Below are 13,723 nucleotides of genomic sequence, written 5' to 3' on the forward strand. Positions count from 1 at the left end.
TCAATTAGGCCGTGCGCTGAACGGGCGCTGGTAAGGCAAACGAATGTAGGTGCTCCAGTAAATCGGCCGCTACTAATTCACCCGAACGTAAGCCATCTTCATGAAAGCCGTAGCCTGCCCAAGCGCCGCAATACCAGACTGACGATTTACCCTGCATCAAGGCTAGATCATATTGGGCTTGAATAGCACTAGCATCGAAAATGGGATGTGCATAGTGAACCACCGCATGAATCGTTTCTGGTTTAGGTTCCCGCAGCGGATTTAAACTGACGATGATGGGTATTTGCTCAAGTTGCACTGGTAACGGTTGGAGTTTATTAATTAAATAATTGACACTAACAGCAGTTGCTTGATGGGCTGTATGCCCCATTTCTGTAACGTAATTCCAGGAGGCCCAGCAGCGTTTTGCGGTGGGCAAAAAAGAGCTATCAGTATGGAGGATGGCGCGGTTCTGCTGGTAGGGAATGCTCGCTAGGACTGCTTTCTCGGCTGCGCTATTTCCATGCACCAAGCGCAAACTTTCATCACTATGACAGGCCATGACCACTTCATCAAAATACGCTATACCCTGTGCGGTTTGAATAGCAATCTTACTGCCACTGTTGGTATTCTCAGGCACGGTAACCCGTAATACCTTTTCCCGCGTAATGGTTACTGCGTGCAATTCTAGTGCGCTAACTAAGCGTTTTACATATTCACGAGAGCCGCCTTGTACGGTTAGCCACTGGGGGCGCCCTTGTATTTTTAATAAGCCATGATTATGACAAAAACGAGCCATTGATAAAATGGGAAACGCTAGCATCTGCTCAACTGGGCACGACCAAATAGCGCCAATCATTGGCAAAAAATACCATTGACAAAAATGCTCACTAAAGCGATGGCGCTTTAAAAAAACCGCAATACTTTCTTCTCTACCGAGGTTGGTATGGGGTTCATGTTTTTGCTTTAAAGCTAGGGCAGTAGCCAAGCGATTAAAACGCATAATGTCATAAGCCATTAACCAGAAAGCGGGCTTAAATATATTTTTCCGCTGCCCAAAAAATGCATTGAGATTTGTGCCTGCCCATTCTAGTGCACGCTCTGGATTGCCAGCGGGAGATACTTTCGTTGGTGTTTCAAGTGCAACTGAAAAGGACATTTCTGAAGCCACAATGGGAACCGCCAACTCTTCAAACAAACGTAATAAACGGGGATAGGTTTGCCGATTAAAAACTAAAAATCCGGTATCAACGCCATGGCGAACTAGCCCCGTAGGGGTGTTAATTTCGATATCGATAGTATGGCTATGGCCACCAAGGTGATCGCCGCCTTCAAATACGGTGAGTTCCAATAAAGCCGATTGACGTAAGGCATACGCACAGCCTAGACCAGCTATGCCGGCACCAACAATGGCTACACGCTTTTTTGTCGTCATTAAAATTACAACACTTTCTCTTTAAGTAGTTTTTCTACTTCACTGGTAATCGATTTACTCTCGGGCTTAGTCATGCTGTTGAAAGAATCAATCACTTTCCCATTACGGTCAATGACATATTTATAAAAATTCCATTTTGGGGTGGTTCCGGTTTGGGCCACTAGCATTTTGAATAGCGGATTAATATTTTTTCCACTGACAGCTGTTTTAGCAAACATAGGAAATTTTACGTCATAGGTATTTTTGCAAAAATCGGCAATTTCTTTATTGCTGCCAGGCTCCTGTTGGCCAAAATCATTTGATGGAAAGCCCAGTATCACGAAGCCTTGATCTTTAAAAGTGGCATACAATTTTTCTAGACCTTCATATTGGCTCGTAAAACCACAATAACTCGCAGTATTCACTACCAAAATGACCTTACCTTGATATTGACATAAGTTTTGTGGTGCCTCGTCTTGCAGGCGTGGAAAAGTATGCGAAAGTAGGGGGCTGCATTGGCTAGACGCTGCCTGCGCCAGAGCAAAAGAACCGCCTAAAAAGAAGCAAATAAATGCCAGTAATTTCAACTTCAACATGCTTATTAGCCTCAGGGTAAAAACGCGTGGGCGGTTTAGGTGGGAACCGCAAAAGTGCAAGTCTAAGACATTCCAGCTTAATATGCTGGTATGCCCTTACCCTTACCCCCTTTTGAGGCCAAAATTATTCAGCCAAAAGACCTTTTGCTGGCCTTGGCCAAGCTGCCGCGACCATTAGTCTTTACCAATGGTGTTTTCGATATTTTGCATCGGGGTCATGCCAGTTATTTGGCACAGGCGCGTCAATTGGGGGCTAGTTTGGTGGTTGGCGTGAATTCTGATGCCTCTGTCAGGCTGCTGGGAAAGGGTGATGATCGGCCAATTAATGTCGAGGCAGATCGTCAGGCATTACTCGCAGCATTAGCCAGCGTTGATTTGGTGGCGTTATTTGAGGAAGCTACCCCGGTAGATTTAATTGCCCAAATTCGCCCCGAAATTTATGTAAAGGGGGGCGATTATCACATCGATACGTTAGAGGAAGCGCGCTTAGTGAAAACCTGGGGCGGCAAGGCAATAGCAATTCCATTCTTGTTCGAACGTTCAACCACAAATTTATTGAGGAGAATTCGTCAAGCGCATTAAGTATTTTGTTGTAAGTAAGCCCACAAACCTCTAAGGGCTAAGCGATCGACTACCTCAAGGGGGCGATTTTTTAAGGTTGGATGTGAATGGATCGCTTCAACCAATAAGCCTGCATTACCACCGTCAATAAAAATGTGCTCGATGGGGTGATGCAATTCAGCAGCCAAAGTAATCGCTTCATGGAGGGCGCCGACTTGTGCCGCCATACAACCATTCTGAATAGCTGCTGCACTGCTTAAGCCAAACTCGCGACTGGCGCTTAACTCTTTTGGGGCTTGCAGTTGCGCTGTGCCATCGACCAAGCTATTCGCCATTAAAGTAAAGCCGGGCAAAATCCAGCCACCGTAATGAATCCCATTGCTACCCAATAAATCAATAGTACTGGCAGTCCCTGCGCTGACCACCAAAGCATTCCCCCCAAAGAGGGTGCGCGCCCCGATCAGTGCCGCCCAGCGATCAGCGCCCAAGGACAGTGGTTTTGCATACTGCGTGCGTAAGCCAGTAAAAGGACTATCGCCTTGTAAATTGATCCATGGCGTCGATGACCATGCCGTCAAGAGATTTTGTAAATTGTTTTTTGCTTGTGAGGATGCCACACTGCAGATCGCAATAGCTGTTGGTTGGGGGACGGTCTGCAAAATATATTGAGCGAGCTCTTGACCATGCTCGGGCGAGAGTAAAAGTTTGGTATCTATCGTGCCACTAAAGGCCCAGACTTTTTTATTGCGTTCACTAGGAAGGCTATCTTGCTCAACCGCCGCCCATTTTAGGCGGGTATTGCCAAGGTCAAATAAGAGCAAGAGACTCACTTTTGCCCCCGTAAAGAAACATCACCCGCATGAATCAGGGTTTGTTGCGAGCCTTGTTGCAGTATGAGGGCGCCAAGCTTATTAACCCCTAAGGCGATACCTGTTTGTGGGTTCATACCAGGGCTAGTAATAATGACAGCTTGATTTGCATAGGCATCCCATTCCAACCAGATTTTTTGTAGTGCGGCGAAACCTTGTTCTTCAAATTCGCTTAATATAGGCTGCAGTTGGTCAAGAATTTTGAGCCAGATGATATCTAGTGCGGGCAATTGCGCTGGCTTGATTAGTAGCTCTTCGAGCCCTGCGATGCTTTTGCCAACCGCGCTTTCTAGCATCGTTGTTTTTACTGCATTCAGACCAACCCCAATGACCATCCAAGTTGCTTGATCAGGCTGAGTTTGTCCCCCCTCAATTAGAATGCCGCCAAGTTTTCTTTCGCCCAACACAATATCGTTTGGCCACTTTAGTCGTAAGCCCATTTCATAGAGCTTGCTTAAGGGAAGATTAAGCGCAGAACTAATACCGTTAATAACCCCGATGCCAACGGCTAAGCTCAGCCCGCTTAACTGAGCAGGCGAACATTGAAATGGATAGGCTAACGAAAAACAGAGCGAGTCACCCAATTGGGTTTGCCAATCCCTTCCGACCCTACCTTTACCGGCAGTTTGCACACTAGCCATTCTGGCAATTGGGTCTATTAGCTCGCCAGCTCGCCAACGAATCAGTAAATCGTCATTGGTAGAAGTAGTTTGGGCCACTTGTTCTAAGATGCAATTCCAGTTCATTCTGCTATTGTAGAAAGGTCTGACCTAGAATGGGAAGATGAAATCTCCCGGGCGTTTACCACGAAAGCTAGCATGGCCATTAAGGGCAATGCCATTGGCGCGGGCTTTTGCCATTATTTATGGATTATTGGTCATTTATGCCAGTCTCAATCCCTTCGATTTTGATTTTCGAAATGGCGTCACTGCAGGGGCTTGGTGGGATGCGCCAATGCCGCGAGTTATCCCAGTATTTGATTTAATTGCCAATGTCCTAGCTTATATTCCGCTTGGATTTTTAATCGTGTTTGCAGTTTTTCCACGTTGGCGTGGCCTTACTGCCTTAGCTTTCGCAGTAGGATTTTCAGCGTTGCTGGCAGGTACTGTTGAAACAGCGCAAATTTGGTTGCCAACCCGTATTCCCAGTAAAACCGATTGGTGGGCTAACGTATCAGGCGGGCTGATCGGTTCGCTGTTAGCGATACCTTTAGGCCCGAGGTGGCTTTCAGGCAGCATTCTTAGGCGACAGTTCGATCGTTGGTTTGGCGTGAATTGGGCCCTCTGTGTTTTATTTTTACTATTTCCTTGGGCCCAAATTTATCCGCAAAGCTCATGGCTGGGAATGGGCGCCTGGAGTAATCAGGCTTTTATTAGCGCCGATTGGGGGCTCTTGATACTCAATCCCGCCTTACAAGAGATGTTGATTACGGCCATTTGTTGGGTCGGCACCGGCCTGTTGTTTTCATTGGGCATCAATCAACAAGCGCCCCTTTGGCGCTTGTTGAATGGCCTGCTATTCATTTCAGTGGTAATTAAAACGATCTTTACCGCTTTACAGTTTGGTTTTGAGTTTGGATTTACATGGCTCACCGCAGGTTCAGTCTGGGGAATGATCATTGGCGCGCTAGGCTTATATTTCGGCCTACGATTAACTACAAAAATCCGCTACATGATTGCGCTAGCCTGTTTGCTACTCATTATTTTTGCAGTAAATTGGTTCCCACATAATCCATATTTTGTTTTAACTTTAAGAGCTTGGCATCAAGGACGCTTATTGCATTTTAATGATCTAATGCAGTGGGTTTCTTGGCTTTGGTTGCCGTTTGCATTGTTATGGCTAATCCTCAACAATCGCTATTGGCACCAGAGATAATTAATAGCAGAAAGCGATATCATTTTTTATGTATTTTCAACATCATCTATTCTTTTGTTTAAATGAGCGCAGTAATGGCGAAAATTGTTGTGCTCAACACGGCGCTCAAGGTTTATTTGACTTTGCTAAAAGGCGAATCAAAGAATTAGGTCTGGCTGGGGTGGGGCAAGTACGCGTGAATAAAGCGGGATGCCTTGATCGATGCGATCATGGGCCGGTACTGGTTATCTATCCGGCAGGTGTTTGGTATACCGTTATCGATACCAGCGATATTGAGGAAATTATTCAGACCCATCTTATTCAGGGTCAAATAGTAGAACGCCTCCAACTCGTCTAAGATAAATATTAATAGCATGAATCGCCGCACCCAAGTCATAACCATCCCCGGTTTGGTGGGATCAATACAAATCGCCGTTGACATTCCGGAAGCTGTCAACCGTACCTCCAATTTTATGGTGCGCGGCTTAGCCCTCATCGCCCATCCGCATCCCTTGATGGGGGGCACGATGGATAACAAGGTTGCGCAAACTGTAGCGCGGACATTTAATCAATTAGGCTATGTTGCGGTGCGCCCCAACTTTCGTGGCGTAGGGGAATCAGCAGGTGTACACGATGCAGGTAACGGTGAAATTGATGATTTATATCTGCTTACGCAGTGGATGCGTCAGGCAGTCAGTTGGCAACCTTTGGGCTTAGAGATTGGGCAGATTGAGCAATTGCCATTGGCCCTAGCAGGATTTTCTTTTGGCAGTTTTGTCTGTAGTCACTTACTTAAGCGCTTAGTTCAAGAGGGTCAAGCCGTTGAGCGCTTAGTCATGATAGGTTCTGCAGCAGGGAAGTGGGAAATGGCGCCAGTGCCCGCCAGTACGATTTTAATTCATGGAGAACTCGATGAAACCATTCCACTGCAAGCTGTTTTTGAATGGGCTAGACCGCAAGAATTAGTCGTCCAGGTAGTTCCCGGTGCAGATCATTTTTTTCATCGACGCTTACATTGCATTCGCAATATTATTCTCGGCGAATGGCTTGGCCAGGCTGCTTGGACACAATAAATTATTTTTTAATAAAGGGGTTGTAGTGGAAGAAAAATCACTGATTGAATATCCATCCATTTTTCCGATAAAAGTGATGGGCAAAGCGAACCCAGACTTTCTGCCAGCGATTATTCATATTGCCCAGCAATTCGATCCTATTTTTGACCCGACTTTAATTGAGCAACGGCCGTCAAAAGATGGAAATTACTTGGGCTTAACTTTGCCTATTAATGCGACTAGCCGTGAACAACTCGATGAAATTTATCGAACTCTCTCAACCCATCCTTTGGTTAGTATGGTGCTCTAGTTGTTTGTCTAACTATGAATAATCCCGCCGCTATTTTGGTTAAGCAATTAGGTTTAGTCGATTATGTAACAACCTACGCAGCGATGCGTCAGTTTACGCAAACGCGGGATAAAAATACCCCAGATGAAATTTGGGTGCTTGAACATCCACCTGTATTTACCTTAGGTTTGGCAGGAGATGCAAGCCATCTGCTCGAACCTAGCCAAACCATTCCGCTAGTGCAAGTCGATCGCGGCGGCCAAATTACTTATCATGGACCAGGCCAGCTAGTCGTTTATCTCTTACTCGATTTAAAGCGTCAGTCATTACTGGTGAAGGAACTAGTTCAACATATTGAACAGGCCCTGATTAATACCTTAGCCGACTATGGTTTTCAAGCAGAAAGGCACAAGGGGGCGCCGGGTATTTATTTGGCGAAGCAAGCAAAACTTTCGGAAACTTTGATTGGTTCTAAAATTGGCGCCTTAGGCCTGAAAGTGTCACGCCATGCCTCCTATCATGGATTAGCCTTAAATGTAGCCATGGATTTAAGTCCATTCACACAAATCAATCCTTGTGGCTTTAAGGGTTTAAAAACAGTTGATATGCAAACTCTTGGGATCGACGACAATATAGACATTGTAGGTCAGCATGTTGTTAGTCACCTGCTGCAATTGTTGCAAAATAGAAATTGATTTTAAGTATGGCCATCAATAAAACCGAAACCAACCTTCCCTACGATCCCACGCGGAAACAAAAGTCTGCCGAAAAAACGGCACGGATTCCAATTAAGATTGTTCCCTTAGAGCAGGTATTAAAAAAACCCGACTGGATTCGGGTTAAAGCCGCTTCCAATCATTCCCGTTTTGCTGAAATAAAAACCATTCTTCGGGCTAACCAATTAGTCACGGTATGTGAAGAGGCTAGTTGCCCAAATATCGGCGAGTGTTTTGGTAAAGGGACAGCAACCTTCATGATCATGGGTGATAAATGTACCCGTCGTTGCCCATTTTGTGACGTTGGTCATGGCCGACCCGATCCCCTTGATCTTGCCGAACCTTTAAATTTAGCCCGTACTATCGCTGCATTACGCTTAAGTTATGTTGTTATTACCAGCGTAGATCGTGATGATTTACGCGATGGCGGAGCACAGCATTTTGTCGATTGTATTGTGCAAACCCGCACACTTTCAGCGGCAACACGGATCGAAGTTTTGGTGCCCGATTTTCGTGGCCGCTTAGAAAAAGCCTTAGATGTTTTCTCGGCCAATACCAATAACGGCTTACCCGATATCATGAATCATAATTTAGAAACCGTGCCAAGACTTTATAAAGAAGCGCGCCCTGGTGCAGACTATGCTCACTCACTTAAACTACTGGCTGACTTTAAACACCGCTTTCCAGCAGTGGCTACCAAGAGTGGTTTGATGGTTGGCTTGGGCGAGACTGATGACGAAATTTTAGCGGTGATGAGAGATATGCGTGCTCATCAAATTGACATGCTCACCATTGGTCAGTATTTAGCCCCATCTTCTCATCATCTGCCAGTACTGCGTTATGTGCATCCCGATGCATTTAAAGCCCTTGAAGCAGCGGCTTACGCAATGGGGTTTGTGCATGCAGCCGTTGGCCCAATGGTTCGGTCAAGTTATCATGCCGATCAACAAGCACATGGGGCTAGGCTTGTCTAAGTTTTTAGTTTTGGCATTACAGGTGGGCTTAATCTTGAATTTATATGGGTGTAGCCCGCCATTCGATTGGCGCACAGTACGCGTTGAGCAACAAGCTTACACAGCACTTTTTCCTGCCAAGCCTCAGCACCTCGAGCGTCAGTTGAGCTATAAAGGAGGCACCCTAAAGCAAGCGCTTGAGGTAGTTAAAGTAGCCGACCACATTTATTCTATTACGACAATTCAGGTGCCTGCCGATATTGCTAGTAGTGCTGATGAATTAATAAAGCAGTTACAGCAAGCGATTTTTACTCAAGCGAATGTAGATCCTGCAGGCGCTCTAGCGGTAAAGGGTTTTTATCTAGCCAGTGGTTCGCCTATTCGCTTCCCTACAACCGATTATTTTTTGCTGATGAAACCAGTTGACGGAGTTGAACGGATGATGCGTGTGCGCTGGATAATACGCAGTATTCCAGGCTTAGGTCTATATATTTATCAACAGTCCTTATTGAAGCCTACGCCAAAAAATAGCGGACCATTGAGTCAGACTGTACTCCAAGAAAATTTAAGCGATGATAATGGCGTACCTTTTTTTACTGATTTTCATCCAGACTAAAATTAGTTCATCATGCCATTAATAGGCTTACTTAAAGCGCTCGCTTCCAGAAGGTGAGCACGCTTTAGTTGGGTTGATGTAGAGCCCTCAAGGTCGGCAATGGTGCGGGCAATTTTTAGCAAGCGCTGTATGCCTCTACCCGATAGATTAAGACCTTTCCATACTGTTTGTAACTCACCCTCATCAGCCGCATCAATTTTTACCCAGCGCTTCATTTCCTGGGTATCTAAGGCATGATTCATTTTTCCTTGGCGACTAATTTGCAAAGCCCATGCATTAGCGATGCGCGTAGCCACTTGGCTGGAAGTAGCACTAGCTGTTGTGGTCAATTGTGTTTGAAAAAATAACTCGTGTGGCATGGGAGCAATCATCATTTTGATATCAATGCGATCGAGCAAGGGCCCTGAAATTTTATTTTGATAACGTAGTCTTTGTGCAGCCGAACAAACACAAACTTTCTCGGGGTGGCCAAAGTAGCCGCAGATACATAAATTCATCGCCGCAACCAGCATGAAGTTACAGGGAAAGTGGCTGGAAAGATGCGCGCGAGTAATTGTGACACGGCGATTTTGTAAAGGCTCGCGTAGCGCCTCGAGCGTGGGCCGGGCAAATTGTGGTAACTCATCTAAAAAAAGAACTCCTTGGTGGGCTAAGGTAATTGCACCTGGTAATGGGTGCGCTCCGCCACCCACTAGCGCTGCAGTAGTAATGCTATGGTGCGGATTTTGCCAGGGTCGCAAGCGCGATAAATCTGTTGATTCCAGAGCACTATGATGACGTGCCGCTTTCAAGCTATGTAGGGCAGCAATCTCGAGGGCTTCATCGAGCGTTAATTTTGGCAGTAATTGTGGCAAGCATTTAGCTAGCATGGATTTGCCGCATCCAGGAGGGCCTGCCAATAAGAGCGAATGAAAACCTGCGGCCGCAATTTCAAGGCCGCGTTTAGCGATCAAATGACCTTGAATATGGGCAATGTCGTGGGCGCCCGCTTCCTTTAAATCAATTGTGAGTTTCTTTGCACAGTTGCTTATTACCTCAAGCTGAATTCGGCCACACAGAAAGTCGCAAACCTGAGTTAGACAATTCGCACCTAATACGCTTAGATCAGGAATGATGCTAGTGACACTGCAATTTTCTTGCGGAATAATAAAGCTACGTAGCGATTTTTCTTTACGCATCGCCATGGCAATTGCCAAGCAGCCACTAAAGGGTCGCAATTCACCGGATAAAGAAAGTTCGCCAGCAAATTCATATTGATCTAATTGCTTGCAAGGCAGCTGCGCGCTAGCAGCCAAAATGCCTAGCGCAATGGCTAAATCAAAACGTCCAGAATATTTTGGTAAATCGGCAGGCGCTAAATTAACAGTAATGCGCCGATTCGGAAATTCAAACCCACTTTGGATGATCGCGGCCCGTACTCGATCTTTACTTTCTCTAACGCCTGTATCGGCTAAGCCAACAATGGTAAAGGCAGGCAAACCATTTGCTAAGTGAACTTCAACGCGCACCTGTGGAGCGTCAAGGCCATTAAGGCCACGACTAAAAATAACTGCAAGCGGCAATTACGAGCGCTGCTTTTCTATTTCAGTAACTTTGGCTTCAAGTGCAGCCAGTTTTTCACGGGTTTTAGTAAGCACTTTAGTTTGTAACTCAAATTCGTCGCGGGTCACTAAGTCGAGCTTTTGAAAACCTTGCGTCATCATCGTGCGCACATTTTTTTCTAAATCTTTGGCCGGCGAGTTACGAATCGCCTCGCCAACTTTATTTTGCATTTCAGTGGCAACGCGCTGCATTTGTTCCAGGATTTCGTTGGGTTTTTGCATAAAAAGGCCGATTTAAAGAAGTGAATAGCAAGAAGAATAGAACTTATTTTAAGGCTGATTGATCCCCACGATGCTTGAATGGCAATTTTATGTCAATTTGCACCAAATTAGGGCAAAAGTACTGCATGGATTTGGGGCATATGCCCAAGCAAGGGGAAAAAGGACAAAAACAGCGCGTTGCAAAAAGCGATGATTGCATTTAAGTAGATGTACCTATTTTTAATTTTTTAATCTGAATAAGGAGTTGGGATGAAAACTTTTCATAAATCGACTATCGCTTTAGCAGTTGTGGGGCTCTTAAGTGCAAATGCATATGCCCAAAATGCTGCCTCACCAAATCCAACTCCATTACCCGCAGAACCTGCTGGCGCAGTCAGTGGACCAGACATTAGTCCCATCACAGCCAACGTAACAGTAGCCAATAACTACATCTATCGCGGTATTAGCCAATCAAACTTTAATCCTGCAATTCAGGGCGGATTTGATTATGCACATCCGAGTGGTTTCTATATTGGTAACTGGAACTCATCGATTTCATGGATTTCGGATGCTGCTTCTAAAGGTGGCAACAATAATGTGTCAGCGCCAATCGAGATGGACTTTTATGCCGGTTTTAAAAAGGAATTCATTGGTGAAGGCTTTATGTCAGACCTTGGCGTACTCCAATACTATTACCCGACCCAAAATTACCCATCATCATTAACCAATCCTAACACCACAGAACTTTACGCCGCCCAAAACTATGTATTTGGACCCGTAAGTGGTTTTTTAAAGTTTTCTTACGCAGTTACTAACACATTCGGTTTTTCAAATAGCTCGGGATCTTATTATCCAGACTTAACCGCCAATTACGATACAGGCCTGTGGGGCTTAGTGGTCAATGCACACGTTGGTTATCAATATATTGCTGGTCAGAAAACATCATCTACGGTTCCCACCGTAAGTTATACCGACTGGAAAATTGGCTTAAGCAAAGATTTAGGCGGTGGTTTAGGTATTTCTGCAGCTTATATTGGCACCAATGCAGCATCAGCAGGCGGGAACTATGCTTACTCCAGCCCTACCGGAAAAAATCTTGGCGGCTCGCAAGGTCTTGTTACTTTAACCAAAGTTTTCTAATTTCCCACAACGGAGAAACGCATGAAACTCATCACAGCAATTATCAAGCCATTCAAGCTTGACGAGGTGCGAGAAGCTCTATCAGAAGTTGGAATTTCTGGTATCACCGTCACCGAAGTAAAAGGTTTTGGGCGTCAAAAAGGCCATACCGAGTTATATCGGGGCGCTGAATACGTAGTTGATTTTTTGCCTAAGGTAAAAATAGAGGCTGCGGTAGAAGACGGCATATTAGAGCGAGCAATTGAAGCAATTGAAAAATCGGCTCGCACTGGAAAAATTGGCGATGGCAAAATTTTTGTCTCTTCAATTGAACACGTTATTCGCATTCGCACCGGTGAAACCGGCGCGGCCGCACTTTAAAGAGAGGTTCAAAATGTTAACTTGGATAAAACGAATTGTTGCTGGCGGCGTGATAGCGACGGCGATTGGCTTCACTGGCATGACAGTGACGTCTGTAGCTTACGCTGCTGATGATGCTAAACCTGCTGCTGCAGCCGCCGCTGCAGCACCTGCAGCAAGCCCGGCAGCCCCCGCCGCTACAGCGGCTCCAGCACCAACACCCAACAAGGGCGATACCGCGTGGATGATGGTCTCCACAGCATTAGTGCTATTGATGACGGTGCCTGGCTTAGCACTATTTTATGGCGGCTTAACGCGCAGTAAAAATGTGCTGTCCATCTTAATGCAGTGTATGGTGATTTTTTCAGTGATCACCGTGTTATGGGCAATTTATGGCTATAGCATCGCTTTTACTGAAGGCGGGGCCTTTTTTGGCGGCATGGATCGTTTGTTTTTGGCTGGCATGACACCCGACTCGAATGCAGCAACGTTTAGCAAGGGCATTGTCATTCCCGAATATGTCTTCATGGCATTTCAAGCAGTCTTTGCAACTATTACTTGCTGTTTAATCATTGGTTCATTTGCAGAGCGCGCCAAGTTTTCGGCAATTCTTCTGTTCATGATCCTGTGGTTTACTTTTAGCTATTTACCAATTGCCCACATGGTTTGGTTTTGGCCTGGTCCTGATGATATTAAAGATGCTGCTTCACTTGATGCGATTACTGCAAAAGCAGGTTGGCTCTGGCAAAAAGGGATTCTTGATTTTGCTGGCGGCACTGTTGTCCATATCAATGCAGCGATTGCAGGTTTAGTCGGCTCATATGTGATTGGTAAGCGTTTAGGTTACGGCAAAGAAGCCATGAAGCCTCATAACTTAGTGTATGTCATGACAGGCGCATCACTTTTATGGTTTGGTTGGTTTGGTTTTAATGCAGGATCAGCTTTAGAAGCAAACGGTAGCGCAGCCTTAGCATTCGTGAATACTTACCTTGCTACTGCCGCAGCAGTGATTGGTTGGTCGATAGCAGAGTGGGTTACTAAAGGTAAGCCATCGATGCTTGGTGCTGCTTCGGGTTGCGTTGCGGGTTTAGTAGCGATTACACCTGCCGCCGGCTTTGTTGGTCCAATGGGCGCATTAATTATTGGGGCATTGGCTGGTATCGTCTGCTTATGGGGCGTTACTGGGCTGAAGAAAATATTAGGCTCGGACGATAGCTTGGATGTTTTCGGTATTCATGGTGTTGGCGGTATATTGGGTGCCTTGCTAACCGGTGTATTTGCAGCGCCCTCATTAGGTGGCACAGGCATTTATGATTATGTCGCCAATGCAGTTGCCCCAGACTACTCAATCATGAGTCAGCTTTGGATTCAAAGCCAGGGCGTGATTACCACCCTAATTTGGTCTGGCATCGTTTCTTTCATTGCCTTCAAGCTCGTCGACATCATTATTGGTTTGCGGGTTACAGAAGAAGAAGAGCGCGAAGGTTTAGACATTAGCTCACATAGCGAAGAAGCCTACGAAATTTAATTTGCTTACCCCTCA

The 13,723-nt window shown here is 45.7% G+C and carries 17 protein-coding genes; 11 read left to right on the forward strand and 6 right to left on the reverse strand.

Features of this window, described 5'->3' with window-relative positions; all coding sequences use genetic code 11:
- Nucleotides 1–4 precede the first annotated feature (4 nt).
- Both LZT22_RS07485 and LZT22_RS07490 read right to left on the reverse strand, forming a co-directional pair.
- Complete coding sequence (locus LZT22_RS07485) at nucleotides 5–1,414, reverse strand: NAD(P)/FAD-dependent oxidoreductase (RefSeq protein WP_233924453.1); 1,410 nt, start codon at nucleotides 1,412–1,414, stop codon at nucleotides 5–7.
- Nucleotides 1,415–1,419: 5 nt separating this feature from the next.
- Complete coding sequence (locus tag LZT22_RS07490; protein WP_233924454.1) at nucleotides 1,420–1,989, reverse strand: glutathione peroxidase; 570 nt, start codon at nucleotides 1,987–1,989, stop codon at nucleotides 1,420–1,422.
- Nucleotides 1,990–2,079: 90 nt separating this feature from the next.
- Here LZT22_RS07490 and rfaE2 point away from each other — a divergent pair, with 90 nt between their 5' ends.
- The gene (rfaE2, locus tag LZT22_RS07495; protein ID WP_233924455.1) at nucleotides 2,080–2,571 is read left to right on the forward strand and encodes a D-glycero-beta-D-manno-heptose 1-phosphate adenylyltransferase; all 492 of its coding nucleotides are present in this window, start codon (nucleotides 2,080–2,082) and stop codon (nucleotides 2,569–2,571) included.
- On the opposite strand, the gene LZT22_RS07500 is transcribed toward rfaE2, so the two are convergent.
- Complete coding sequence (locus LZT22_RS07500) at nucleotides 2,568–3,380, reverse strand: type III pantothenate kinase (protein ID WP_233924456.1); 813 nt, start codon at nucleotides 3,378–3,380, stop codon at nucleotides 2,568–2,570. The two genes, rfaE2 and LZT22_RS07500, sit on opposite strands and share 4 nt — an antisense overlap.
- Nucleotides 3,377–4,165 (reverse strand): biotin--[acetyl-CoA-carboxylase] ligase, encoded by a 789-nt coding sequence (locus LZT22_RS07505; protein ID WP_233924457.1) that lies wholly within the window; start codon nucleotides 4,163–4,165, stop codon nucleotides 3,377–3,379. Before LZT22_RS07505 ends, LZT22_RS07500 begins: the two co-directional genes overlap by 4 nt.
- 37 nt (nucleotides 4,166–4,202) lie before the next feature.
- Here LZT22_RS07505 and LZT22_RS07510 point away from each other — a divergent pair, with 37 nt between their 5' ends.
- Genes LZT22_RS07510 through LZT22_RS07540 form a run of 7 tightly spaced genes read left to right on the forward strand, consistent with a single transcriptional unit; the run spans nucleotide 4,203 to nucleotide 8,899 of the window.
- Entirely contained in the window at nucleotides 4,203–5,294 is a 1,092-nt protein-coding gene (locus tag LZT22_RS07510) for a VanZ family protein (protein WP_233924458.1), read from the forward strand.
- A gap of 28 nt (nucleotides 5,295–5,322) precedes the next feature.
- Nucleotides 5,323–5,631, forward strand: a complete 309-nt coding sequence (locus tag LZT22_RS07515; protein WP_233924459.1) for a ferredoxin — start codon at nucleotides 5,323–5,325, stop codon at nucleotides 5,629–5,631.
- 16 nt (nucleotides 5,632–5,647) lie between these two features.
- Nucleotides 5,648–6,346: an alpha/beta hydrolase gene (locus LZT22_RS07520; RefSeq protein ID WP_233924460.1), complete on the forward strand. Its 699-nt coding sequence runs from the start codon at nucleotides 5,648–5,650 to the stop codon at nucleotides 6,344–6,346.
- Between the two features lie 25 nt (nucleotides 6,347–6,371).
- Nucleotides 6,372–6,635, forward strand: coding sequence for a YbeD family protein (locus LZT22_RS07525; protein ID WP_370634754.1), 264 nt, complete (start codon nucleotides 6,372–6,374; stop codon nucleotides 6,633–6,635).
- 14 nt (nucleotides 6,636–6,649) lie between these two features.
- Nucleotides 6,650–7,309 (forward strand): lipoyl(octanoyl) transferase LipB, encoded by a 660-nt coding sequence (lipB, locus tag LZT22_RS07530; RefSeq protein ID WP_233924461.1) that lies wholly within the window; start codon nucleotides 6,650–6,652, stop codon nucleotides 7,307–7,309.
- A gap of 8 nt (nucleotides 7,310–7,317) precedes the next feature.
- Nucleotides 7,318–8,304 (forward strand): lipoyl synthase, encoded by a 987-nt coding sequence (gene lipA / locus LZT22_RS07535; RefSeq protein WP_233924462.1) that lies wholly within the window; start codon nucleotides 7,318–7,320, stop codon nucleotides 8,302–8,304.
- Entirely contained in the window at nucleotides 8,297–8,899 is a 603-nt protein-coding gene (locus LZT22_RS07540; protein WP_233924463.1) for a hypothetical protein, read from the forward strand. The genes lipA and LZT22_RS07540 overlap by 8 nt, the downstream gene beginning before the upstream one ends.
- Before the next feature lie 2 nt (nucleotides 8,900–8,901).
- Here the strand turns inward: LZT22_RS07540 and LZT22_RS07545 are convergent, their stop codons facing one another.
- Together LZT22_RS07545 and LZT22_RS07550 are read right to left on the reverse strand one after the other, a co-directional pair.
- Entirely contained in the window at nucleotides 8,902–10,461 is a 1,560-nt protein-coding gene (locus LZT22_RS07545) for a YifB family Mg chelatase-like AAA ATPase (protein WP_233924464.1), read from the reverse strand.
- Nucleotides 10,462–10,722 (reverse strand): accessory factor UbiK family protein, encoded by a 261-nt coding sequence (locus LZT22_RS07550; protein WP_233924465.1) that lies wholly within the window; start codon nucleotides 10,720–10,722, stop codon nucleotides 10,462–10,464.
- Between the two features lie 249 nt (nucleotides 10,723–10,971).
- Between LZT22_RS07550 and LZT22_RS07555 the strand changes: the two genes are divergently transcribed.
- The 3 genes from LZT22_RS07555 to LZT22_RS07565 are packed head-to-tail and all read left to right on the forward strand — an operon-like array spanning nucleotide 10,972 to nucleotide 13,708.
- Entirely contained in the window at nucleotides 10,972–11,841 is an 870-nt protein-coding gene (locus LZT22_RS07555; RefSeq protein WP_233924466.1) for a TorF family putative porin, read from the forward strand.
- 21 nt (nucleotides 11,842–11,862) lie between these two features.
- A complete protein-coding gene (locus tag LZT22_RS07560; RefSeq protein ID WP_233924467.1) occupies nucleotides 11,863–12,201 on the forward strand; it encodes a P-II family nitrogen regulator in 339 nt (112 codons plus the stop codon).
- A 13-nt stretch (nucleotides 12,202–12,214) separates the two neighbouring features.
- The gene (locus tag LZT22_RS07565) at nucleotides 12,215–13,708 is read left to right on the forward strand and encodes an ammonium transporter (RefSeq protein ID WP_233924468.1); all 1,494 of its coding nucleotides are present in this window, start codon (nucleotides 12,215–12,217) and stop codon (nucleotides 13,706–13,708) included.
- Nucleotides 13,709–13,723: the final 15 nt, after the last annotated feature.

The sequence above is a fragment of the Polynucleobacter sp. IMCC 29146 genome (genome assembly GCF_021395195.1).
In the GTDB taxonomy this organism is placed as follows: domain Bacteria; phylum Pseudomonadota; class Gammaproteobacteria; order Burkholderiales; family Burkholderiaceae; genus Polynucleobacter.